A 23,177-nucleotide genomic window follows, 5' to 3' on the forward strand; every position below is an offset into this window, starting at 1 on the left:
CGGCGAGGCGACACTGGACGCTAATGCGTCGCCCGCAATGACGAAAGGACCGAGGGAGGGCCGCTGCCACTGATTTGCCCGACGGCGCAAGTCCCCGCAGCAAAAATATTTCGCTTTATCCGAATCGCAACCCAGTGTATCAATTCCCCGTCTCACCCGATCGAGGGGCGCTTCGCGGTCGTCACGAACGTGGGTCGAGATGCGGTGGACGCCGAGCGTGTGACTGACGAGAGCGCGCAAGGCGGACGGCGAAATCGTGCAGGCCTGACGCCCTAACGGCAGGTGTCTTTTCACATTGCGCGATGCGCGTTGTGGAGACGGTGACAACAAAGCCCAGTCTCGCCGGGGAGAGCACGTATAAGCCGTAGCCCATCGCGCAGGGAAAGCCGGGTTGTATCCGGTTACACCTGTGGTCCTACCCCCGAGCTTTCTACCCATTGCTCGGGGCCCATGGGTGCGATCGGCACCCGGCTTTCCCTGCGCCCTCTGCTCAAGAGAGGGCGGAACGAAGAGCAAGACTCGGACAAATCATGTCGCGAGAACGCGGATGTGTGACTCACAAGCGGCGCCACAAACTCAGCGTCGTCCCGGCGAAAGCCGGGACCCATAACCCCAAATGCTGCTTGTTGCGCGATGTTGGAACGACGGTCCCGTCACAACTTCCGTCGCGGCGTATGGGTCCCCTGCTTTCGCTCTAGGGCATGCACATATTTGGTGCGGCGGATTGACTCGGGATGGAGACAGGGGATTCCAGAATCGGCGATCCGTGTGATTTCTATTGCGACGCTCCAGGTTGGACGGGGGTGTCGGGTGTTGTTACGAATTGACTGGACGTTAGGACGGTTCGGGGATCGTCGTCTCGATAAAGGGGGGCGGCGCTCGTCGAACGCATGGTTGCGGGCAAGACGGTCTGCCTGCGGCGGCTTTCCAGGGGTGATCGTGCGCTGGAGGTGCGGTTCAACCGCTTTCTCGGCCACGACAAGGTGACGGCGGAGCGGATCATCGAAAGCTGGGGCGACAGCACGGTTGCCGCGGTAGAGGGCCGCCATGTGCTGGCGATCCAGGACACCAGCGAGATCCACTTCAACACCACGCCGCAACGCCGGCGCGGGCTCGGCGAAATCGGCAAGGGCAATAACCACGGCGTGCTGCTGCATCCGCTGCTGGCCGTGGATGCCGACGATGGCAGCTGTCTTGGACTTTTGAGTGGGCAGGTATGGACGCGCCAGGGGCGTCGCACCACGACGCATGACGCACGTGACTTGTCTGACAAGGAATCGCAACGCTGGATATCCACCGCCATTGCGGCCAAGCCGCTGCTCACCGCTGCCGGAACGGTGACGGTCCTCGGTGATCGCGAGAGCGATATCTTTGCCCTTTATGCCAGCTCGGCCGAGCAGCACTTCCATGTCATCGCGCGCAGCATGCATGATCGCAAGCTTGCCGACCGCACCGGCCTGTATGAGGCCACCGACGCCATGCCTGTGGTGGATCGGAGGGCGATCCAACTGCCTGCGCGCGCGGCGCGACCGGCACGTCAGGCCCATCTCGAACTCCGCTTTGGCGCAATCGAGCTTGCCCGCCCGCAGAGCAAGTTCCTGCGCCATTTGCCGAAAAGCTTGCCGCTGGCGGTGGTCGACGTGTGCGAGATCAATGCCGGGCCCGGCGCAGAGCCGCTGCACTGGCGTCTGATCACCTCTCACGAGATCGCCACCGTCGACGACGCCTGGCGTATCGTCGAATGGTACAAGCAGCGCTGGATCATCGAGCAGTTCTTCCGCGTCCTGAAGACGCAGGGCCTCAAGCTCGAAGACAGCCAGATCGGAACCGCCGATCGTCTCCTCAAACTGGTCGCTATCGCCGCCAAGGCAGCCGTCATCACCATCCAGCTTCTGCAAGCGCGCGATGGCGGTCAGCAGCCCATTCGCGTTGCCTTCAACGACAACGAGATCAACGCGCTTGCCGCCCTCAACCGGCAACTCGAGGCCAGGAGCAAGCGACTGAAAAACCCACATCCGCCCGACAGCCTCACCTGGGCAGCCTGGATCATCGGCCGCCTTGGCGGTTGGGACGGCTACCCGTCGTCTAAACCTCCAGGCCCCATCACCTTCAAAAATGGCCTCGAATACTTCCTGGCCGTCGCAGCAGGATGGAGCCTCAGAGATATGTGCATGCCCTAGCTGCTTTCGCTGGGACGACAGCCGGCAAGAAACGCGCAGCATTCGCGCCCGGCGAACCCGCCATTGCCAAACCTCGCATTGACCTCATCGCCGTGGCCGGGCACAGCGTGCGGGCGGTGTCATTGAACGGTCGCAAGAGCCGAAAGGGATACCGTCGCAGCGAATTTTTGCAGTGCAGCAATGGCGCAATTAGCCCCTTCTAAAGGGGCAATGGCAATCGTCGTTGCTTGTCTGTAATGGTGCGACCGGATGTGCCCGGGGCCGGTATTCGTGCTCCGCAATACGCGGGAGGAAACATGCGTAAATTCATTCTGGCTGCGGCGTCGATCGCTGCGCTGACTTTCGTAGGACCGGCGTCGGCGCAGTCGCCGATCGTCATCAAATTCAGCCACGTGGTGGCCACCAACACGCCGAAGGGGCAGGCGGCCGAGAAGTTCAAGGAGCTGGCCGAGAAGTACACCGGCGGCAAGGTGAAGGTCGAGGTCTATCCGAACTCGCAACTCTACAAGGATAAGGAAGAGCTCGAGGCGCTGCAGCTCGGCGCCGTTCAGATGCTGGCGCCGTCCAACTCCAAGTTCGGCCCGATCGGCGTGAAGGAATTCGAAGTCTTCGATCTGCCCTACATCCTGCCCGACCTGAAGACGCTGCGGAAGGTCACCGACGGCCCACTGGGCGCCAAGCTGCTCAAGAAGCTGGATTCCAAGGGCATGACCGGCCTTGCCTATTGGGACAACGGATTCAAGCAGATGAGCGCGAACAAGAAGCTGGTCGCGCCTGCCGACTACAAGGGGCTCAAGTTCCGCATCCAATCGTCCAAGGTCCTGGAAGCCCAGTTCCGCTCGCTCGGCGCGATTCCACAGGTCATGGCGTTCTCGGAAGTCTACCAGGCACTGCAGACCGGCGTGGTGGATGGCCAGGAGAACACCTGGTCGAACATCTACACCCAGAAGATGCATGAGGTGCAGAAGTACATCACCGAGACCAACCACGGCTATATCGGCTACGTCGTGGTCGTGAACAAGAAGTTCTGGGACGAACTGCCGGCCGATATCCGTGAGCCGCTCTCCAAGGCGATGAAGGAAGCCACCGAGTTCGGCAACAGCCAGTCGGCCAAGGAGAACGAGGACGCGCTGGCCGAGATCAAGAAGAGCGGCAAGAGCGAGATCGTCAAGCTGACGCCGGAACAGGACGAGGCGATGCGCAAGGCGATGATGCCGGTCTACAAGGACGTCGCCTCACGTGTCGGCCAGCCCTTGATCGACGAGTTCCTGAAGGAAACGGGCCGCGGCCCGATGAACTGAGCGGACGTCATAGACCGCAAATGAGATGGAGCCAGCGGCCGGAACGGCCGCTGCAGGGGCCACGGCGCGGCGTATCCGCCCGACCGTGAGGGGGAGCTTTGATGCTGCTGCGTATTCTTGACCGGCTCGAAGAGATACTGATCGCGACATTGATGGCGGCAGCGACGTTGCTGATCTTCGTCGCCGTCATGCATCGTTACCTGATCGGCATCCCTCTGCTTTATCCGATCCTGTTTCCGATCAACCTGTCCTGGGCGCAGGAGCTCTGCATCTACATGTTCGTATGGGTCGCCAAGTTTGGCGCCGCGTACGGCGTGCGCACCGGCATCCATGTCGGCGTCGATGTTGTCGTCAATCAGCTCAAATCGCCGTGGAAGAACACGGTCATCCTGTTCGGCTTGCTTTGCGGCGCGTTTTTCACGGTGGTAATCGGCACCATGGGCGCCAAGTTCGTTTGGGGTCTGATGCACACCGACCAGGTCTCGCCGGATCTCGAAATCCCGAGTTGGATCGTCTATCTCTGCATTCCACTCGGCTCCTATTTGATGTGCTTCCGCTTTCTGCAAGTCGCGTACGTCTATTTCCGCACCGGCGACCTGCCGCATCATGACCATGCCCGTGTCGAGGGCGTTGAGGTCGATGGGCCAGGTGTTGGCGCCGCGGAGGTAACGCGATGACCAGCCTCATCATCTTCGGCCTCCTGATCGCGCTGATGCTGACGGGCATGCCGATTTCGATCGCGCTCGGCCTCACCGTGCTCACCTTCATCTACACGATGACCAACGTGCCGACGGAGTCGGTCGCGCTGAAGCTGTTTACCGGCATCGACAATTTCGAGATCATGGCAATCCCGTTCTTCATCCTCGCGGGCAATTTCCTGACCCATGGCGGAGTAGCGCGGCGAATGATCAACTTCGCCACCTCCATGGTCGGACACTGGTATGGCGGGCTGGGACTTGCCGGCGTGATGGCCTGCGCGCTGTTCGCCGCGGTGTCGGGATCTTCGCCCGCGACGGTGATCGCGATCGGCTCAATCATGATGCCGGCGATGGTCAAGCAGGGATTTCCCAAGCGCTTCGGCGCCGGCGTCATCACTACGTCGGGCGCACTCGGCATCCTGATCCCGCCCTCGATCGTGATGGTGATCTATTGCGTCGCCACCGGCGGCAGTATCGCGCTTGATCCCGCCGGCCACCGGGTGTCGTCTGCGTCGGTCGGGCAGATGTTCATCGCCGGCGTGATACCCGGCCTGATGCTTGCGACGCTGCTCGGGCTGACTACTTTCTACCGCGCCTGGCGCAACGACTACCCGCGACTGCCGAAGGCGAGCTGGGCGGAGCGGATCACCGCCTTCCGCAAATGCGTGTGGGGACTGTTGCTGATCCTGATCGTGCTGGGTGGCATCTATACTGGCATGTTCACGCCGACCGAGGCGGCCGCGATCAGCGCGGTGTATGCGTTCGTCATCGCCGTGTTCGTCTACCGCGACATGTCACTGAAGGACGTCCCGAAGGTGCTGCTCGGCTCGGCCAACATGAGCGCGATGATCCTCTACATCATCACCAATGCAGTGCTGTTCTCGTTCCTGATGGCGAACGAGAACATTCCGCAGCAAATCGCAACCTGGATCACTTCGGTCGGTGTCGACTGGATCGTGTTCCTGCTGATCGTCAACGTACTGCTGTTGATCGCCGGTAACGTGATGGAGGCGTCCTCGATTGTGCTGATCATGGCGCCGATCCTGTTTCCGGTGGCGGTCAAGCTCGGCATCCATCCGGTGCATCTCGGTATCCTGATGGTGGTAAACATGGAGGTCGGCATGTGCCATCCGCCGGTCGGTCTCAACCTCTATGTTGCATCCGGCATTGCCAAGATGGGGATCACCGAGCTGACGATCGCGGTATGGCCGTGGCTGCTGACGATGCTGATCTTCCTCGGCGTCGTGACCTACGTGCCGGAGATCTCGCTGTGGCTGCCGCGCCTGCTCGGAATGCTCTAGCGCAAACAACAGACATCCAAAGCGCGACCTCGCGCCGTGGATGTTTCTGCGGTGCAATGAAAGCGGATTACATCTTGGTAACAGAGCTCTCTCTGTCCAATCCGTAAGTTGAAGGCGCGGGCGGGCGGCATCATCTTCGAGCAACCTTCAAAGGAGGTTCGTATGAAGAAAGTTCTGCTCGCCGGTATCGCGGCGCTCACGATTGCCGGTTCGACCGCGGTCTATGCCCAGCATCGTCCCTGGTTCCACGGCCATATGCGGATGAGCCCCGAGGATCGGGCCGCCTTCCTCGACGCGCGGATCGCTGCCGTCCACGCCGGGCTGAAGCTCAACGCCGATCAGGAGAAGCTGTGGCCGCCGGTTGAGGCCGCGGTGCGCGACTTCGCCAAGATGCGGCTCGATCGCGCCAACGCGCGCATGGCTGCCGAGAAGACCGATGCGGACAGGTCGCAGAAGCCGGACGATCCGGTCGCCCGCCTGCGCGAGCGCGCCGACAACATGGCGTCGACCGCGACGTCGCTGAAGAAGATCGCCGACGCCGCCGACCCGCTCTACAAGACGCTTGACGACAACCAGAAGCGGCGGCTGAGCATGCTGACCCATATGGAAGGGCGCGGCTTCGGGGCCGAAGGCTGGCGCCGCCACCGCCTCGAGCGCGGTATGGACCGCTGGGAGCACGGCGGCCGCGGCTTCGATCACGACCGTTTCGACCGCGACGACGGCCCTGATCAGGACCGCTCCGGCCGGCTCTAAGCGCCGTCCGCCGGCACCCTCGCCAAGCCCATGAAAGGCCGCCGGATTCCGGCGGCCTTTCGGCTGTCGGGAGGAGGCGCAAAAGTCGGGAAAACTTGCGCGAGCTTGCTGGACATCGGGGAATCGCTTTGCTAAACGACCGCTCTCTTGCGAGGGTCATTTCCGGACAAGTTCCGGGCGCATAGCTCAGTTGGTAGAGCAGCTGACTCTTAATCAGCGGGTCCCAGGTTCGAGCCCTGGTGCGCCCACCATGAATTCCTCAGCAAAATCAAGCGCATAGCGTCTCATCCACGAAGCACGGAGTGTGAACGTTTAAGCGCATTTTGGAGCCATTTAGACGCCCACGTGCGGCAAACGTTCTTCGGAACTGGTAGGCGGTGCGATTCACCTCCTTAGGCGCGAGCGGGGCTAATCGAGCACTCGGCTTTGTGTCGGGTTCTACGACGCCTAGTCGATATCCTCGGAGCTATTGCACTCGCATCGCATCCCCCTCCACACATGCAGCCGTGAGGATCTTTCGTCCAGGAGCGGATCTAGCGGGCGCCTCGACGATCATCGGATGGCGGTAGGTTAAATCGAGACCAGCCTTCGATCGCACCTGCACAGCTTTTCGTGCATCTGCTTACCTCCAACGTCACATGAATGCTGTGGTGTCTGCTCCCAAATTTGAACCCATCCAAGCCAATGACCCTAGTTAAGGCGCTTGCGGAGGTTCCTCGGCATTCTTGCATTTGCGCGGGTATCCGAGATTAACCCGACCTTAGTTGTGCTGATGATCTAACGCTTGTGAAATCGAGGGAGAGGTTCCTCCCATGCTCAAAGACGGAACTTATGCGGCGTGGTTCAAGACGCCGCTGGGCGAAGGCACCGGCATCGCTCATGTAGCCGACGGAAAAATCTGGGGCCGCGATAGCATCATGTCCTACAGCGGCTCTGTCGAAATTGACGAGGATCGCTTCACCGCCATCGTAACACTCAAGAGGCACACCCAAGGGCACGCAACGGTGTTCGGCGCCGACGACTTGACGCTTCGGCTTGAGGGAACGTGCCCCGGGAAAATAGCTACGTACGTGGGGACGGCGGATCAAGTGCCGGGAGTGCTTCTTGAGGGAAGGCTCATCCTCAGCGAGCAGCAGCCGCCTGCGCCAAAGGCGATCGTGCCGATACCAAAATTCGATCCTGCTAAGCTCCCGAAACTGCCGAAGCGATCCCGTTGATTTCGCCGCGTTGTCAGTCTCGGGCCATGGCGACGAACGGAACCCGCAACGTTGCGCGATCGATTTGCGATGCCCGCAAGGATACGGGTGCGTTAACCAGTCATTAACCATGCAACGATAGCGTCCGACTGGGCAGGGGCAACGCGACGAGGTTGCCCATGGGTAAATGTTTCCGTCGCCGCGCCGGGCTGCCATCAACGGCCTTGGCGGGCGGGCTTGTGATCGCTGTGGCGAGCTTGGCGCCACAACTTGCCCGTGCGGCAACCGCGACGGGTCAGTTCAATGTCACGATCACAATTCAATCCAACTGCGTCGTGCAGTCAGCGACTGACCTTGCCTTCGGATCGCAGGGCGTCCTCAGCGCGAACGTCGATGCCCAGAGCACGATCTCCGTCCAGTGCACGAACACGACGCCCTATACCGTCGGCATCAGTGCCGGAAACGGCGCCGGGGCGACGACTGCCGCGCGCAAGATGACCGGGACGGCAGCCGCGACCGTCACCTATTCGGTGTACCGTGATGCCGCGCGCAGCTTGGTCTGGGGCACCACAATCGGCACGGACACCCTAGCCGGCATCGGAAACGGCAATCCTCAACCGATCACGGTTTACGGGCGCGTCCCGCCTCAAGCGACACCGGCAGCCGGCGGATACAGCGACACGCTGACGGTTACCGTCACCTACTAACGGAAGCACCTATGCCTGCACTGCTTGCCCGCGTGAGCGGGATCGCGTTCGCTTGCCTATTTGCTACCCGGGTAGAGGCAGCATCGCTGCGCGTGGCGCCGACCACTCTCGACTTGCTGATGCCCGACAGCGCGGCGACCCTCAACCTGCGCAACGAAGACAGCCGCCCGATCAACGTGCAAATCCGGGTGTTCCGCTGGACCCAGAGCGGCGGCGCGGATCGCCTTGAGCCGACCACCGATGTCGTGGCCAGTCCGCCAAGCCAGACTTTGGGACCGAACGCCGATTACGTGGTCCGTGTCGTGCGTGTCAGCAAGGAACCTGTCGTCGGCGAGGAGAGCTATCGAGTAGTGGTCGATGAGCTTCCCGATCCGGCGCGGCGCCGACCGGGCATTGTCAATCTCGTGCTGCGCTATTCGGTACCGGTTTTCTTTCGTGGTCCTGACGCGCGACCGGGGCAAGTGTCCTGGACCGTCGGACGAAGCGGTAATGCACTCGCAGTGACGGCGAAGAATGCCGGTCAGCAACGGCTCAAAATCGCGGACCTCAAGCTGATCGACGGCGCAGGGAAGAGTGTCACGCTCGGCAAAGGGCTTGTCGGCTATGTGCTGGGCAACGCGACCATGCAATGGTCATTTCCGGCCCATGGCACGAGCTTGTCGAGCCATGCCGTAACCCTTTCCGCTCAGAGCGACGCCGGGCAGATCAATGCGACGGCTGCGGTTCAGGCCGGGCGTTGAGGCGGCCGTTCTGCTGGTCGGATTCTCCGCATCGATGGCGAGTGCGCGAGCTGAGGGACTGATGGATGTTCCAGGTCCGACGGACGCAAAAGCCATGACGGCGGAACGCAGCCTCCAGCTCAACGTCGTGATCAACGAAAGTCCCGTCAATCTCATCGGATCGTTTCAGTTGCGATCCGATGGATCGCTTGCGGCGTCACCTCAAGAGCTGCGTGAAATCGGGCTGATCCCCATCGACGAGGCGATCGGCTCAGACAGCCTCGTGCGCCTCGATCGCTTGCCTGGCGTGAGCTATCGGGTCGATGAAGCAAACCAGACGGTCCGGATCAGTGCGCCCGATGCGGCACGCGCTCCGCACATCGTCGATGTGCGGCCGCAGACGGGCGGATACGTCGCACCGCAGAGAAGCTATGGTGGAGTGCTGAACTATACGCTCTTTGCCGCTTCCGACGGGGCATTCTGGCGTGATCTGAAGAGCTTTCAGGGACTGTCCGGAGCCTTCGATGGCCGGGTGTTTAGCCCGTATGGGACCTTCAGTCAGTCCGCGATTGCGAGCACGGCCTCGCCAGAGCTTGGTGGTTTGACCCGTCTCGACTCCAGCTGGGCGTATTCAGACACGGAGAGCCTGATCACGTACCGTGGAGGCGATACGATCTCGGGTGGTTTGTCGTGGACGCGGTCCGTGCGGCTGGGCGGTGTGCAAGTGCAGACCAATTTCGCGCTTCGCCCCGATCTCGTAACCCTTCCGATACCGGCCCTGTCCGGCAGCGCGGCGGTACCCTCTACCCTCGACGTCTATACGCAGAATGTGAAGACCTTCACCGGCTCGGTGCCGACGGGTCCATTCCAAGTCACCAATCTCCCTATTGCGACCGGCGCAGGGACGGCAAGCGTGGTGTTGAACGATGCGCTCGGCCGACAGATTGTCACGACGCTACCCTTTTACGTATCCAGCCAACTTCTCAAGGAAGGCCTCTACGATTTCTCGGCCGAGCTTGGCTTCGCCCGCCGGTTCTACGGGATCGAGTCGAACAATTACGACGCCCGTCCGGTGGGCTCGGCCAGCCTGCGCTACGGCTTGACCAATTGGCTCACGCTCGAAGGCCACGCCGAGGGCGGCGCCGGACTTAGCAATGGAGGCGTCGGCGCAGCATTTTCGCTTGGGTCCTTCGGCGCGGCTTCATTTGCCGTCGCCGGCAGTCAGGTGGGCGACCGGGCTGGTGGTCTGTTCAATGCTTCGTTTGAAACGAGCTTTTGGGGTATGTCGCTCTATGCCCGTACGCAACGGACCTTTGGCAACTACGATGACATAGCATCGGTGACCGCGCCGATCCTTGATCCAAAACTCGGTAGCTCTTCTTTCTTCAGCGCATGGTGCCAAAGGCTCTGGATCAAGTCACCCTCAGCATGCCGCTGTCGTTCGATCGCTCGAACATTAATCTCAGCTATACGCAGCTCGAAAGTGCCTTGGGGGACCGCAACCGTATCGTTGGGCTGTCATTCAGCCGCAACTTCTTTCGCAACAGCACGATCTTTGTCACCGCGTTCAAGGATATCGACGATCGCAAGAGTTTCGGCATTTTTGCCGGAATTTCGATGCCATTCGGAAATGACGTTACGGTATCGACCGGCGTGCAGAGCGGACCGACCGGAGCTTCGGTGGTGACCGACGCGATGAAGTCCGAGAGGCTTGAGACGGGAAGCTACGGGGCGCGCGTGCGTGACTCCGAGGGCTCCATTCCCGATCGTTCCGCGACGGCGAGCTATCGCGCATCGTTCGGGCGCGTCGAAGTCGGCGTGCAGCAATACGGAAGCAATACTCGTGCGACCGCACAAATCGATGGTTCTATCGCCTTCGCGGGAGGTGGGGTCTTTTTCGGCAACCGGATCGATGATGCATTTGCCGTCGTGAACGCCGGCGCTCCCAATGTAGCGGTGCAATACGAGAACCGGCCCGTCGGGGTGACCGACAGCCGCGGTCTGCTCCTCGTTCCCTATCTGAACTCGTACCAGAAGAACAAGATTTCGATCGATCCTAAGAACTTGCCCGTTGATGCTGACGTGCCGAGCACCCGTGAAGTAGTGGTGCCGGCGGACCGAAGCGGTGTGGTGGTCAATTTTGGGATATCGGAAACGCCGAAAGCGGCGCTCGTGACGTTCACTGACAGCAAGGGCAAGCCTCTGGCGGTGGGGGCGCAGGGCCATCTGGAGAGCGGCAAGCAAACGTTCGTCATTGGGTACGACGGGCAAGGTTATATCTCAGGCTTGACCGATCAGAACGTCGCAACGATTGACCTTCCGGACGGCAGTTCGTGCCGCGCTGCGTTCGGCTACGCGCCGAAGCCCGGTGAACAGGTTGCGATCAAGGATGTGATCTGCCAATGAGACGTACCGCCCCATGGCGATGGCTGATTGCTGCATTTCTGGTGGTCGCTCCGTCAGCCGCCAAAGCGCTCACCTGCAGTTACAGCGTGTCGAATACAAGCTTCGACTCGGTCGATACTCTTTCCGGCGCCGCCGTTGATACGACCGCAACGGTCGGCATCAACTGCAGCGGCTCACCTTTGGAGGTCGTGCGGCTCTGTCCCAACCTCGGGGCCGGCACCGGTGGTGCGACGGCGTCGGCGCGTCAGACGGCAAGCGGGGCAAACAAGCTCAACTATCAGTTCTTTCAGAATTCCGCTCGAACGACGGTGTGGGGTTCCTATCTTTGGTCCTTCTCATCTCGACCGCCGACCCTCACCCTGAACTTGAACGCCTTGGGAAGTGGCTCACTCACGCCGACTATCTATGCCCGCGCGCTCGGAGGGCAATCGACTGCTCCCACGGGGTCCTACCTGTCGTCATTCTCCGGGACGGATGCTCAGTTGCGCTACGCTACCTGTCCTCTTGGAGTCTGTCCCGTCTGCAGCGCTTCGTTACCGGGGTCCACAAACGCAAGCTTCACGACGAATGCAACGGTGCCCAACAACTGCCTAGTCTCGGCCCAGAACGTCAACTTCGGCACAATTGGTGTTTTGAACGCCAACATCGACGCGACTGGTCAGCTCACCGTCACCTGTACGCCAACCACGAGTTATACAGTTGCCCTCAACGGCGGCACTACCGGCTCCCCACCCGCGAGCCGGAAAATGTCGAAGGGATCAGAAGCGGTGACCTACGGACTCTACAAAGACGCTGCGCGATCGCAGGTGTGGGGTGATGCCGGGACTCCTGGAAGCACAGTTCCGGGGACCGGGACAGGGCTCGCGCAAAACCTCGCAGTATACGGTCGCGTTCTCCCGCAAGGCACACCGTCTCCCGGCGTCTACTCGGACACTGTGGTCGTGACGGTGACGTACTAGGTTAGAACTTGGCGTGATTGTGGGCGCAGGAGCGCAGCGGCCCTAGCTCAGGTTGCTAGGGCCGCCGATGAGCCCAAGGCGCGGTACACCCCCTGCGCTCGGCGATACCAGAGCCGAAAGGCTCAAGGTTGCATAGAGCCTTTCTTTCGCTCGTGGCAACGTGGTCATTCCCCGATGTCCACAGGCGAGCGCGAAAGTGCCGGTTGCATTTGTGCGAGCCACACGGTGCTCTGAGTGAATACTTTCAAGCTCTTTGGGAGACTACATGGTCGAGGTGTATTTCAACGTCAGGCGTGATCTGCTCGTTGTGAGAAAAGGATTTCCGGTGCCGGCCGTCAGCGCTCAGGGCAAGTGGCGCAAGAGTAAGAAGAGGGTCATCAAGGTTAGCGAGGAGATCAGGCTGGCAGTCCAGAGCCACGGCTACTACATGCGCAAGCTGAGCGACCTCAAGAAGAATTAACGGCGATCGGCGCGCAAAAACCCGGCCGCCAATTAAGACGGCCGGGCGAAAATGCAAAAATGAACTTGATGAACACGGCGAATATGCTGCGGTGCGGGCCGAACTTCTATTCCGGATGAATACGGAAGGCGTGCCACGCACCCGGCCGGATCGATTTAGAACAACCCGACGAGTGAGAAAACAGCGACTTCGGTCAGGAAAGCGACACTCATGATGGCGACGGTTAGAAACACGTCGCCCGCCGAAAGATTGGTCATCGTGCGCCTCACATTTTGCGAAGCCCCGATGGGTAATTCACCTATGATAGAAAGGTTCGGTTCCAGCGGATCGAAGCAAGCCTAATCCGCGTTGCTGTCGTGGTGGCAGGAAGGCCGTGCACACGCAAAGACGCGGTGCACATTTAGCTAACGGTAGCAGCCATGGCCGAACTGCGCCGCGTCCCCTCTGATCCGTTTTCCTTCACCAAACCACTCCCGCGCAATCTGTAACGAGATTGGCGATCGGCTTCGCCAGCATCTCGCTCACGATGCCGCTCCGGTTCCTGCCGCACCTGCAAAAATTGCTAGGCCGGTTCACCGCGACGCAGGATGGCCCGGCAAGCGTTCCCAAACGGCGCTCCCCTGAGCGTGGAAGGCAGTTCGATTGACGCCACACCGCAAAAGGCACGGATATCGTCGGCGCCCAGATCTCCGAGCGATCGGATTCATAAAGCCGACCGCCGCGTTCGCAGACGTTCACAGCGATCTTGCCGTGGTCCTTTGCAACCGAGAGCACACGCGCGGTCGTCGTCCAGACGTAATCTGCCTTACGTGGTCTGGACGCGAACGTATTCCGAAATGCCTTGAAATCTCCCCGTGCGCGCCTGTCCTCGATTGCGCCAAGCGGCATCGCGCCAAACTTGGCCTCGATCAGCGCGAGATACTGATCGTAGGCGCGCTTGCTCTTGTCGCCAAGACCTTTGTACTCGCTCTGGTCCTTGAAGTAGTCGATGAGAGAGCTAAACGTTTCTGCACCCTTGTTCGGCTTGGCCGCGATTGCCTCACTGTACAGCCGTACGAAATCCGGCGTGCCAGGCTCTGCATCTATGCGGTGCACGTCGGCCCTTTGGGACAGCCGCGAATTTCTTCGCCTGGGGTTGTCCGAGCTTACGGACGCCGATCCCCCACCCGCGTCGCCGGTCGACGGCATGCTTCATCATCGCTACGTGCCTCGTCTGAGCGAACCGGGCCTTGCCGACATTGAGCAAATCGTGATGCCGCCCTCGGGTGCGCGTGTACGCACTATCTCTTATTGTAAGGGCAAGCCGTCAATCACGTTCGTTCGCTCGAGCTGGGAGAAACTCCCGACGATGTACCACATCATCAATGCGCTGGCTGATCTCGCGATCAAGGAAATGCGGGCTGGCTGGCTCGCTGAGACCCGCGGCGCCAGCGATCTCAGTAATCAGCGCCCTCTTTCCTAATTCGCCTGTGAATGCGTAGGTTGCTAACGACGGTTCAGAGGTCATTCTCCGGAGGCGATGAATTGAAGCTTAGGGTGGACATTTTCAAAGGCTGGGCGGCGTTTCACGTATCTGCTCGTAGATTCGCATCTCGTCGCGATGTGAGGATCTCGCCCATCGCCTGACAATCAACCTGCCAGCGTAGGGGGGCTCCTTGCTGATGTCCTAACAGACGTGCGAGCTGACGCTTGCCGATAGGCGAAACTCCATTTCCCAGCTGTAGCTCAAACTGTGGGTTTTGGCCCAGAAAGGTCGAAAATGCCTTATTTTTCAATGAGAATTGACTGACACTCTCTCCCTCGCACTGGTTCGCCACCGTAGCCAACCACAAGGACGTCAAGGATGGCCGCTTCAGTCGATCGAGAAAGTAACTTTTCACTGCCGATTGCCCCGGATTGATTGCACTGAGGATCGAGAACGAAGGGCAGTTTGGCAGCGTGCTGCGCAAAAGGGAGAGACGTTGTTCCGCTCAGGACGGCCCGATCGAGGCAATTGATGCCTCAAATCGAACAGGGGCTTGAGCAGCTGAGACAGGCCGAAACCGGTTTGCTTCAACAGCGGCAAGCCGAAGCAGATCGTGTCACGGTCCTGATCACATTTCTGCGTCAGCATTGGGCTTACTGGAGTTCTGTCGACCGCCTTCGGTGCCCACTACCTCGACCATCAACCGACGATAGGTCAGCTTCGTGCCGCCAACGAGGACCTGACAAGAAGTCAGGAATCGCTACTAGACAAAGAGGCTCATCTGCAAGCCATTCTTGCCACTGTGCCGGACGACGCGATGGTGACCATCGACAGCAGGGGCCTCATCCAGAATTTTTGGCACGAGAGCGCAACGGTTCTTTGGCTACACCGAAGCCGAGGTATTGAGACAAGACGTGCAGCGCGACGGCCGCCACCCATAAGTAGCTTTATGCGAGGAACGCAAACAAATTCGACCTTATTATGAAAGATAAACTTTGTCGTTTCGGTTGACTTGATACAGATCAAAAACTCTATCCAGTCCAACGTTGATGCAATCTGCGTTAGATCAACCTTTCCGAAGCTTGTGCTGGTATCTTTCCAAAATTGCGTTTTGGAGACGACGATGGCCATCAAAGACGTTTTGCTTACGCTGACCAGCTACCCCGATCCGACCCCGCCTTCAGTGATCGATCACGCCGTGTCTCTGGCCTCGCTATTTGGTGCTCATATCGCGGCGATCTCATGCGAGGCTCATGTGCAGATTCCCGGCAGCTTCCTGGGCGGCGCCGGCAATCTCGGAGCCATTGTCGCCGGCGAGGCGCACAAGAGCAGAAAGAACGCGCAGGACCTGCTGGCGGCGTTTGAGGCGGCGGCTCAGAAATCCGGCGTGCTGCACGAGATCGTTCTCGAACGTTGTCTGACGTTCGAAGTGCCGGATCTCCTGATGGAGTATGCGCGACTGCGCGATCTCACCATCGTTCCGGTGCCGCAATCCTACGATCAATGGTATGCCGAAGCCATCATCTTCGGGTCGGGGCGACCGACCTTGGTGGTGCCGGAAGCCCCATCGTCCGGGGTGGCCGACCTGAATAGGGTGCTTGTGGCGTGGGACTTCAGCCGCGCGGCTGCACGCGCAGTCTCCGATGCGATCCCGATCCTGGAGAAAGCGCGTGAAGTGTACATCTGCACGGTAACCAGCGAGAAAACGATACCAAGCCGGCGATCGTCATCCGAACTGGCCAAGAACTTGTCGCGGCACGGCATCGATGTGATCGTCGAGGAGGTGGATGCCGCTGGACGGGCGATCGGCGACGTTCTTGCTACGCAGATCGAGTCGCGCAGATGCAATCTCCTCGTCATGGGCGGCTATGGCCATTCGCGTCTGCGCGAGTTCGTATTGGGAGGCGCTACCCGGAGCATCCTGGCCAATCCGCCGATTCCCGTGCTGTTTTCCCACTGAACGGCAGGAGGCCGACAACATCGCAAGGTAAGCCCATGGACGCCCAATCCGCTCACAGAGGTGCACAAGAAACCTCCGATGTTTCGTGCCCGCGGGCTTTCAAAGGCCGTCGCATAGAATGGCGGGGATGGGGTAATAGGTCTTCGGCGCAGCGGAAACCAAACCATGTCGTTTGAACGAGTGCTGCGATGGGCTCTGGTTGCGATTGCAATTGCGGGATTGACCGGGGGCATTCTTGCTCGGGCCGCGAGCCGGCCTGATCTGGCTGATCTTGCATGGGAACTCGGCACGGCGCCGGTGATCGCAGCACTGGCGATCTCGATCGTTAGAGACCTGCTGAGCGGCCGCTTGGGAGTGGACGCGATTGCGCTGCTGTCGATGAGCGCTGCGTTGGCGCTTGGCCAGCCGCTCGCCGGGGCCGTGGTCGCGCTGATGTATTCCGGCGGCAACATGCTGGAGGATATTGCGATCGCACGGGCGGAGCGTGACCTGCGCTCCCTGGTCGATCGGGCACCGCGGCAAGCACACCGCAAATGCAGCGAGGGGATCGAGGAGGTTCCGGTTGACGCAGTCTCGGTCGGCGAAGAGCTGCTGGTAAGGGCCGGCGAGATCGTGCCGGTCGACGGTATCGTTGGCTCGGCCTTGGCTACCATCGATGAGTCCGCAGTTACCGGCGAGCCGATCCCGGTCGAGAAGACACGCGGCAGCGCGGTTCTTTCCGGTTCGCTGAATGCGGGAGAGACTTTCGAGTTGACCGTGACCGCGCCGGCCGGCGAGAGCACCTACGCCGGCATCGTGCGCATGGTGACGGCGGCGCAAACGGCGAAGGCTCCCTTTGTGCGGATGGCCGATCGTTTTGCGCTGATCCTTCTACCGGTGACACTCGTCGTTGCCTTCCTGGCATGGCGGATTTCCGGTGATCTGACGCGCAGCCTTGCCGTGCTGGTGGCGGCGACGCCTTGTCCCTTGATCCTGGCCGCACCGGTCGCCTTTATCGCCGGGGTGGCGCGAGCGGCCCGGCGCGGCATCCTCGCCAAGGGTGGAGGGGCGCTGGAGGCGTTGGCTCGCGCGCACACGGTGCTGTTTGACAAGACCGGCACCCTGACTGTCGGAGGGGCACGGTTGCTTTCGGTCGAGGTCGCTCCCGGGGAGGACCCGGACGAGGTCCTCAGGCTTGGGGCATCGCTCGAGCAGGCCTCGCATCACGTGCTTGCCAAGACCGTCGTGGCAGCGGCCCTCGATCGCGGCCTCAAGCTGAAAGCGCCCGAACAGGTCAAGGAGACCATGGGCACCGGCTTGAGCGGCCAGGTCGACGGGCGCCAAGTCACTGCGGGCTCGCGAGAGCTGCTTCGCTCGCATCCCGAATTGTCGCCCTGGGAGCTGCGGGCGATCCGGCGCGCCTCATGGCGCTCGGCGCTGATCGTCTTCGTCGCCGTGGACGGGCGTCCGATCGGCGCGCTGCTGCTGGCCGACGAGTTGCGGGCTGATACGCCGCGAGCTATCCGGCTGCTGCGCGATGCAGGCATCGCGCGAATGGTGATGGTTACGGGCGATCGCGCCGCGGCGGCGCAGGCCATTGGTGCAGCGCTCGACCTCGACGCCGTGCTGGCCGACCGCGTTCCTTCGGATAAGGTCGAGGCGGTCCGCACCGAACAGCGGCTGCGCCCAACCATCATGGTCGGCGATGGCATCAATGACGCCCCAGCACTGGCCGTGGCCGATATCGGGGTCGCGCTCGGCGCGCGCGGTGCGACCGCGTCGTCCGAGGCGGCCGATGTGGTGATTTTGGCCGACCGGCTCGATCGCGTTGGCGAAGCGATTATAATCGCGCAGCGGGCACGACGTATCGCCTTGCAAAGCATAGTTGTCGGCATGGGGTTGTCATTGGTGGCAATGGTAGCTGCTACCGTTGGTTGGCTTGATCCCGTGCCTGCGGCCATCGTCCAGGAGGTAATCGACGTTGCAGTCATCCTGAACGCACTGCGGGCGCTCACTCCGGCCCTTGCCAGCGGCGGGGCACGTATCACCGTGGAGCAGGGGTTGGCATTGCATCACGATCATCAGGTCCTCGTCCGGGATCTCGACCGCTTGCGCAAGATCGTCGATGCGTTGGACGATGCGACGCCCGATTCCGCCGCAGGGTTGATTGGGGATGCTCAGTGCATCGTTCAGAGCAGTGTAGTTAGGCATGAGCGCGCGGATGAGGACAGCGTCTATCCGAAGCTTGCGGAGGTGCTCGGCGAGCGCCATGGCCTCTCCGCCATGAGCCGTGCCCATCGGGAGATCCTGCACCTTGCCCGGCTGCTCGCTCGGATCGTCGAGGACCTGCCGTCAGAGAAGGTCGACCGCTATCTCATCCGGGATGCTCAGCGGGTAATCGAGGCCATCGAAACGCTTGTTCGCATGCATACAGCCCAGGAGGAGGACATCTACGAAGCCGTGGCAGGACCGGCTTAGCTGTACGATTCGCGCGTACCTTCCGTTGAAGCGTCTTGACGGACTGCTCCACCGGCTTCGCTCTGAACGGCAAGACGTGGCCGAGTTTCGATAACGGCCCTGGAAAGCCGTCGGTACAGATCACGCCGGCGAACAAGCGGCCACCAGTCATACAGAAAGATCTCCAACGGACGCCAGTTCGCTACCCAGTCCAGGATCAAGAGACTCTCCTCCAAAAGCCGCCGCAAGGGGTTGGCGAACAGCGCGCCCACGACAAACTGCGCCACGAGCAGGCGAGATCGTCGCCATGACGGGGGACGGGGTCAACGACGCACCCGCCCTGCGGCAGGCCGATATCGGAGTGGCGATGGGACTGCGGGGCACCGACGTTGCGCGCGAAGCGGCCGCCATGATCCTGCTTGACGATGCATTTCCGACCATCATTGGGGCGATACGCGAAGGTCGCATCATCTTCGCCAATATCCGCCGTTTCGTCGCTTACCTCTTGTCCTGCAATCTGAGCGAGGTGATGGTGGTTGGGTTGGCCGTGTTGTCGGCGCTCCCTTTACCGCTGCTGCCGCTGCAAATTCTGTATCTTAATCTCGTGACGGACGTGTTTCCGGCCTTCGCATTAGCAATGGGCGAGGGTGAGGCCGGTATCCTCAAGCATCCGCCGCGCGATCCGAGAGAGCCCATTTTGGGCCGTTGGCAATGGATCACGATAATTCTACATGGCGGTGCGTTGACCGCCGGCACGTTCGGGGCGCTGGCTGCGTCGTCTTGGCTGGGTCTCGACGCGCAAGCAACAGTGACTGTCACGTTTCTCACTCTCGCGTTCGCGCAGCTTTGGCACACGTTCAACATGCGCGATCCGCAATCTCCGCTCATCGTAAACGGTATCACTCGAAATGGCTGGCTTTGGAGCGCGCTTTTGCTTTGCGCAACGCTGCTCGCCGTGCCGCCCTACCTTCCCCAGGCGGCGCATCTTTTACACCTTGTTCCCCCTACCGCTGACATGTGGTCAGTCGTACTTCTCTTTAGTTTCGTACCGATGATCGTTACGCAGGCAATCAGCGCTGTCGTCAGAGCATGGATGGCATAGCCGGCCGCTAGGTGGCACCCGCTCGATCTTGTCATCCGTAGCATAGGCGACACGAAACAGGCCAACAGCGACGTCAAACCTGGTTAGGGGACAACGACGACGGCACAGGGGGCGAGGCTGACGAGCTTGTGAGAGACGCTCCCAAGTAACAAGCCCGCCACGTGACCGCGACCTCTGCGTCCCACTACGATCATCTTGATTGATCCGCTTGCGGCGATATCGAGCAGGGACTGGGTAACATCACCCCAGCTTGTCCGGGCTTCGACCTGCTGCACGCCCAACTGGCGCGCGCGGGCTTCCGCGGCGCTCAGCGTTTGGGCCGTGAGGGCTGCCAGCACGTCGCCGGTGCTGACACTGGAGTGTGGCAGTTGTCGCACTTCTTCTCCCAGGAGACGATCCGCAACAGTCACGATCAGCAGGTTGCATGCCAAGGCTTTGGCAATTTCTGCCGCGGCTTCAACAGCGCGGCTTGCTCCGGCGGATCCGTCCGTAGCCACCATGATGGATGTCACGAGGTTGCCTCTTGCCGCCACTTGGACTCACTCGAAAGCTAGTCTCTAAAATCAGAAGGATATTGATTTTGCTCAAATACATCGGCGACGTGGTCTCCATTCTTGATACATATCATTTTGGAGGATGGTCAATTGGCTAACGAGATGCGGAAAGAGCGAGTAGAAAACGGTTCGCAGTCAGCGAAGACCAACCGCGAGGCGCTTGTTCTCGAGGAGCGGGAGGAGCGCCGATTTCGAGATGCATTGGAGGATGACGAAGCTCGCGAAGCACTGAAGTTGTTGCATGCGCACGACGAAGAGCGCTTGTCGAAGAAGCCGGAAGAGCACGGTCCGCAGTCAGCGAATACCTACCGAGGCGTGTCCTCCCAAGGATGAGCATCCATTTCGGGACGGCTTGGAGGACGACGAAGTTCGCGCCGAAATCTCACACGGGTGCGAGAAGAAGCGCCTAGCTTGCGAGCACGGTCGGTTTGGCTACAGTTCGTTCGGCCTCATGGACGACCCTCATCGTACGCATCACGCTTGACGGGTTCACGCTGATCGAATCGATACCGAGTTCGGTCAGGAACTTCGCGATTTCCGGATAGTTTGCCGGCGCTTCACCACAAATGCCGACATGGCGCCGGTTGCGCTTCGCTCCCGTCACCGCCATTCTGAGCATCTGCAGCATTCCGGGATCGCGCTCGTCAAAATCAAACGCGACGATATCGGAGTCCCTGTCGACACCAAGCGTGAGCTGGGTCAGATCATTGGACCCGATCGAAAATCCATCGAACAATTTGGCAAACTGATCGATCAAAATGACATTGTTCGGAATTTCGCACATCATGAATATCTCGAGGCCGCCGTCGCCGCGGGTAAGACCGTTGCCGGCCATCGCGTCGAGGACGTTGCGGGCCTCCTCGATGCGCCTGCAAAACGGAATCATGATCTTGAGATTAGTCAGACCCATTGCGCTACGCACGCGGCGCAGCGCGGCGCATTCCAAAGCGAACCCTTCGGCATAGGCCGGGTGCGCATAGCGTGCAGCGCCGCGGAACCCGATCATCGGATTTTCTTCCTTTGGTTCGAAGTCCGCGCCCCCCAAGAGATTGGCATATTCATTCGTCTTGAAATCGGAGAGCCTGATGATGACAGGGCGGGGATAGAACGCTGCAGCGATGATGCCGACACCTTCCGACAGGCGCTCCACGAAGAAGTCGGATGGCTTCCGATAGCGCCCGGTGAGACGCTCGATCGAGCGACGGTCGCTCGCGGATCTGACTTTGGCGGGCTGCGCAAGCGCCATCGGATGGATTCCGATGTGCTGGTTGATGATGAACTCCATCCGCGCCAGCCCGACGCCGTCGTTCGGCGCCATTGCCGTCTTGAAGGCGATTTCCGGATTGCCGAGGTTGACCATGATCTTGGTAAGTGGCCTTTCCAGCTCGTCTGTCGTGATCCGCTCGACCGAAAACGGCAATGCGCCGTCATAGACATGGCCGATGTCGCCATCCGCGCATGACACCGTGACAGTCATGCCATTTTTCACGAGCCGGGTGACATTTTCGGTGCCGACAACCGCCGGCACTCCAAGCTCGCGGGCGATAATGGCGGCATGACAGGTTCTGCCGCCATGGTCAGTAACGATGGCGGCGGCGGTCTTCATCACCGGTTCCCAATCGGGACTGGTCGCGGAGGCAACCAGCACCTCGCCGGGCTTGAAAGTGCGAAGATCGTGCTCGGTCCTGATCAGCCGAATCCTTCCGGCGGCAATCTTCTCGCCGACGGCGCGGCCGGCTGCAACGACTTTGCCCGTTGATTGAAGGGCATAACTTTCAAGCGCTTCAGGTCCGCGGCGGGATGCCACCGTCTCCGGGCGCGCCTGAATGATGTAGAGCCCGCCCGTATTCCCGTCTTTCGCCCATTCCACATCCATGGGGGTCGGCGCGCCAGCTCTTTCGGAGTAGTGTTTCTCCACCACAATGGCACACCGCGCGAGCTCCAGCACGTCCTTGTCATCTATGCAGAACTGCTCGCGAGCCGCCTTCGATGTCGTCACGTTTCGGGTAGTTGAGCGTCCTTTGGCATAGACCATCCGGATTTGCTTCGTTCCGATTCTGCGCGACAGGACAGCCCGGAAACCATGGTTGAAAGTCGGCTTGTGCACGTAGAATTCGTCCGGATCCACGGTCCCCTGGACGATGTTTTCGCCGAGGCCATAGGCGCCGGTCACCAAGAGCACATCGCGATGCCCCGATTCGGTGTCGAGCGTGAAAATCACGCCACTTGCCGCAAGGTCGGAGCGGACCATCTTCATGACCGCAACGGACAGCGCGACCTTGAAGTGATCGAAGCCATTGTCGATGCGGTAGGAAATCGCGCGATCGGTGAACAGCGAGGCAAAGCATCGGCGGCAGGCGAGCATGAGGTCATCCGGAGAGCGAACGTTGAGGAAACTCTCGTGCTGTCCCGCGAAGCTCGCAGTAGGCAGGTCTTCCGCAGTCGCTGAACTGCGCACGGCGACTGCGACATTGGCGCCATATTCTTCTTCGAGTTTTCGATAGGCGTTCCCGACCTCGCGGCGCAGAGCCTCCTGATCCGTTGCAGCATAGACGATGGCCCGTGCCGCGCGGGCGCGCTTGGCGAGTTCCGCGATGTTCCGCTTGTCCAGACCGTCGAGCAGCTTGCGGAGTTTGTCCCAGGCACCTGCCTGCGCCAGCGCGTCGCGATAAGCCGACGCTGTCAGGGCAAAGCCGTTCGGTACTTTGACCCCCTGCCGCGCAAGCGCCGAGTAGAGCTCGCCCAGCGAGGCGGTCTTGCCTCCCACCAAGGGGACATCCTCAAGGCCGATATCCTTGAACCACCGCGTGTAGCCGGAAGCGTTCATGGGTGCCTTCTCCGTGCGCTGCAGCAAATGCAATCCATTGGGACATATTGACCGACCGCCAACCGGAGCCTTTGCGCAAGATCAAGCATTCGGCGACGAAAGGCCGTTAGTTGTCAAACCCATGTCCGAAGAGCACGAAGATAATCGGCAACG

At 60.7% G+C, this 23,177-nt stretch carries 18 protein-coding genes, 1 tRNA gene and 1 pseudogene; 17 read left to right on the forward strand and 3 right to left on the reverse strand.

Annotated elements, in window-relative coordinates; translation table 11 throughout:
- Positions 1-890: 890 nt before the first annotated feature.
- The 13 genes and pseudogenes from JEY66_RS14680 to JEY66_RS14740 all read left to right on the forward strand — a co-directional run bounded on the left by JEY66_RS14680 (position 891) and on the right by JEY66_RS14740 (position 12,680).
- Positions 891-2,180 carry an IS4 family transposase gene (locus tag JEY66_RS14680; RefSeq protein ID WP_018269112.1) on the forward strand — a complete coding sequence of 430 codons (1,290 nt, stop codon included), beginning with the start codon at positions 891-893 and terminating at the stop codon, positions 2,178-2,180.
- A gap of 296 nt (positions 2,181-2,476) precedes the next feature.
- On the forward strand, positions 2,477-3,481 hold the full coding sequence (locus JEY66_RS14685) for a TRAP transporter substrate-binding protein (protein WP_018272965.1): 1,005 nt from the start codon (positions 2,477-2,479) through the stop codon (positions 3,479-3,481).
- A gap of 101 nt (positions 3,482-3,582) precedes the next feature.
- Positions 3,583-4,158, forward strand: coding sequence for a TRAP transporter small permease (locus tag JEY66_RS14690; RefSeq protein WP_018272964.1), 576 nt, complete (start codon positions 3,583-3,585; stop codon positions 4,156-4,158).
- Positions 4,155-5,480 carry a TRAP transporter large permease gene (locus JEY66_RS14695; RefSeq protein WP_018272963.1) on the forward strand — a complete coding sequence of 442 codons (1,326 nt, stop codon included), beginning with the start codon at positions 4,155-4,157 and terminating at the stop codon, positions 5,478-5,480. The genes JEY66_RS14690 and JEY66_RS14695 overlap by 4 nt, the downstream gene beginning before the upstream one ends.
- 162 nt (positions 5,481-5,642) lie before the next feature.
- Entirely contained in the window at positions 5,643-6,233 is a 591-nt protein-coding gene (locus JEY66_RS14700; RefSeq protein ID WP_026193118.1) for a Spy/CpxP family protein refolding chaperone, read from the forward strand.
- A 175-nt stretch (positions 6,234-6,408) separates the two neighbouring features.
- Positions 6,409-6,484, forward strand: a tRNA-Lys gene (locus JEY66_RS14705).
- Positions 6,485-7,045: 561 nt separating this feature from the next.
- Complete coding sequence (locus JEY66_RS14710; RefSeq protein WP_016841854.1) at positions 7,046-7,450, forward strand: hypothetical protein; 405 nt, start codon at positions 7,046-7,048, stop codon at positions 7,448-7,450.
- 158 nt (positions 7,451-7,608) lie between these two features.
- Positions 7,609-8,136, forward strand: coding sequence for a Csu type fimbrial protein (locus tag JEY66_RS14715; protein ID WP_240536899.1), 528 nt, complete (start codon positions 7,609-7,611; stop codon positions 8,134-8,136).
- 11 nt (positions 8,137-8,147) lie between these two features.
- Entirely contained in the window at positions 8,148-8,876 is a 729-nt protein-coding gene (locus tag JEY66_RS14720; RefSeq protein WP_026193117.1) for a fimbrial biogenesis chaperone, read from the forward strand.
- A 94-nt stretch (positions 8,877-8,970) separates the two neighbouring features.
- Positions 8,971-10,020, forward strand: a pseudogene (locus JEY66_RS14725) (fimbria/pilus outer membrane usher protein); the annotation flags it as partial.
- 263 nt (positions 10,021-10,283) lie between these two features.
- Positions 10,284-11,261: a fimbria/pilus outer membrane usher protein gene (locus JEY66_RS14730; RefSeq protein ID WP_240536900.1), complete on the forward strand. Its 978-nt coding sequence runs from the start codon at positions 10,284-10,286 to the stop codon at positions 11,259-11,261.
- Positions 11,258-12,220, forward strand: coding sequence for a Csu type fimbrial protein (locus JEY66_RS14735; protein WP_085964846.1), 963 nt, complete (start codon positions 11,258-11,260; stop codon positions 12,218-12,220). The genes JEY66_RS14730 and JEY66_RS14735 overlap by 4 nt, the downstream gene beginning before the upstream one ends.
- A 265-nt stretch (positions 12,221-12,485) precedes the next feature.
- A complete protein-coding gene (locus tag JEY66_RS14740) occupies positions 12,486-12,680 on the forward strand; it encodes a hypothetical protein (RefSeq protein ID WP_016841859.1) in 195 nt (64 codons plus the stop codon).
- 459 nt (positions 12,681-13,139) lie between these two features.
- On the opposite strand, the gene JEY66_RS14745 is transcribed toward JEY66_RS14740, so the two are convergent.
- Positions 13,140-13,868 carry a hypothetical protein gene (locus JEY66_RS14745; protein WP_170198508.1) on the reverse strand — a complete coding sequence of 243 codons (729 nt, stop codon included), beginning with the start codon at positions 13,866-13,868 and terminating at the stop codon, positions 13,140-13,142.
- A 1,400-nt stretch (positions 13,869-15,268) separates the two neighbouring features.
- Here JEY66_RS14745 and JEY66_RS14750 point away from each other — a divergent pair.
- The 3 genes from JEY66_RS14750 to JEY66_RS14765 all read left to right on the forward strand — a co-directional run bounded on the left by JEY66_RS14750 (position 15,269) and on the right by JEY66_RS14765 (position 19,643).
- Positions 15,269-16,105 (forward strand): universal stress protein, encoded by an 837-nt coding sequence (locus JEY66_RS14750; protein ID WP_018272960.1) that lies wholly within the window; start codon positions 15,269-15,271, stop codon positions 16,103-16,105.
- A 165-nt stretch (positions 16,106-16,270) separates the two neighbouring features.
- Positions 16,271-18,562 carry a heavy metal translocating P-type ATPase gene (locus JEY66_RS14755; protein ID WP_026193116.1) on the forward strand — a complete coding sequence of 764 codons (2,292 nt, stop codon included), beginning with the start codon at positions 16,271-16,273 and terminating at the stop codon, positions 18,560-18,562.
- A 286-nt stretch (positions 18,563-18,848) separates the two neighbouring features.
- The gene (locus JEY66_RS14765) at positions 18,849-19,643 is read left to right on the forward strand and encodes an HAD-IC family P-type ATPase (protein ID WP_016841865.1); all 795 of its coding nucleotides are present in this window, start codon (positions 18,849-18,851) and stop codon (positions 19,641-19,643) included.
- 83 nt (positions 19,644-19,726) lie between these two features.
- Here the strand turns inward: JEY66_RS14765 and JEY66_RS14770 are convergent, their stop codons facing one another.
- Entirely contained in the window at positions 19,727-20,155 is a 429-nt protein-coding gene (locus JEY66_RS14770; protein WP_240536901.1) for a universal stress protein, read from the reverse strand.
- Between the two features lie 132 nt (positions 20,156-20,287).
- Here JEY66_RS14770 and JEY66_RS14775 point away from each other — a divergent pair, with 132 nt between their 5' ends.
- Positions 20,288-20,530 carry a hypothetical protein gene (locus JEY66_RS14775; protein ID WP_240536902.1) on the forward strand — a complete coding sequence of 81 codons (243 nt, stop codon included), beginning with the start codon at positions 20,288-20,290 and terminating at the stop codon, positions 20,528-20,530.
- A 73-nt stretch (positions 20,531-20,603) separates the two neighbouring features.
- Here the strand turns inward: JEY66_RS14775 and ppsA are convergent, their stop codons facing one another.
- Positions 20,604-23,024, reverse strand: coding sequence for a phosphoenolpyruvate synthase (gene ppsA / locus JEY66_RS14780; RefSeq protein WP_018272957.1), 2,421 nt, complete (start codon positions 23,022-23,024; stop codon positions 20,604-20,606).
- Positions 23,025-23,177: the final 153 nt, after the last annotated feature.

It is taken from the genome of Bradyrhizobium elkanii USDA 76, from assembly GCF_023278185.1.
Taxonomy (GTDB): domain Bacteria; phylum Pseudomonadota; class Alphaproteobacteria; order Rhizobiales; family Xanthobacteraceae; genus Bradyrhizobium; species Bradyrhizobium elkanii.

What these genes read in the sequence shown, in the direction of transcription:
- JEY66_RS14680 (WP_018269112.1), top strand. Translation starts at nt 891, where the DNA reads ATGGTTGCGGGCAAGACGGTCTGCCTGCGGCGGCTTTCCAGGGGTGAT.
- JEY66_RS14685 (WP_018272965.1), top strand. Translation starts at nt 2,477, where the DNA reads ATGCGTAAATTCATTCTGGCTGCGGCGTCGATCGCTGCGCTGACTTTC.
- JEY66_RS14690 (WP_018272964.1), top strand. Translation starts at nt 3,583, where the DNA reads ATGCTGCTGCGTATTCTTGACCGGCTCGAAGAGATACTGATCGCGACA.
- JEY66_RS14695 (WP_018272963.1), top strand. Translation starts at nt 4,155, where the DNA reads ATGACCAGCCTCATCATCTTCGGCCTCCTGATCGCGCTGATGCTGACG.
- JEY66_RS14700 (WP_026193118.1), top strand. Translation starts at nt 5,643, where the DNA reads ATGAAGAAAGTTCTGCTCGCCGGTATCGCGGCGCTCACGATTGCCGGT.
- JEY66_RS14710 (WP_016841854.1), top strand. Translation starts at nt 7,046, where the DNA reads ATGCTCAAAGACGGAACTTATGCGGCGTGGTTCAAGACGCCGCTGGGC.
- JEY66_RS14715 (WP_240536899.1), top strand. Translation starts at nt 7,609, where the DNA reads ATGGGTAAATGTTTCCGTCGCCGCGCCGGGCTGCCATCAACGGCCTTG.
- JEY66_RS14720 (WP_026193117.1), top strand. Translation starts at nt 8,148, where the DNA reads ATGCCTGCACTGCTTGCCCGCGTGAGCGGGATCGCGTTCGCTTGCCTA.
- JEY66_RS14730 (WP_240536900.1), top strand. Translation starts at nt 10,284, where the DNA reads ATGCCGCTGTCGTTCGATCGCTCGAACATTAATCTCAGCTATACGCAG.
- JEY66_RS14735 (WP_085964846.1), top strand. Translation starts at nt 11,258, where the DNA reads ATGAGACGTACCGCCCCATGGCGATGGCTGATTGCTGCATTTCTGGTG.
- JEY66_RS14740 (WP_016841859.1), top strand. Translation starts at nt 12,486, where the DNA reads ATGGTCGAGGTGTATTTCAACGTCAGGCGTGATCTGCTCGTTGTGAGA.
- JEY66_RS14745 (WP_170198508.1), bottom strand. Translation starts at nt 13,868, where the DNA reads ATGCCGTCGACCGGCGACGCGGGTGGGGGATCGGCGTCCGTAAGCTCG.
- JEY66_RS14750 (WP_018272960.1), top strand. Translation starts at nt 15,269, where the DNA reads ATGGCCATCAAAGACGTTTTGCTTACGCTGACCAGCTACCCCGATCCG.
- JEY66_RS14755 (WP_026193116.1), top strand. Translation starts at nt 16,271, where the DNA reads ATGTCGTTTGAACGAGTGCTGCGATGGGCTCTGGTTGCGATTGCAATT.
- JEY66_RS14765 (WP_016841865.1), top strand. Translation starts at nt 18,849, where the DNA reads ATGACGGGGGACGGGGTCAACGACGCACCCGCCCTGCGGCAGGCCGAT.
- ppsA (WP_018272957.1), bottom strand. Translation starts at nt 23,024, where the DNA reads ATGAACGCTTCCGGCTACACGCGGTGGTTCAAGGATATCGGCCTTGAG.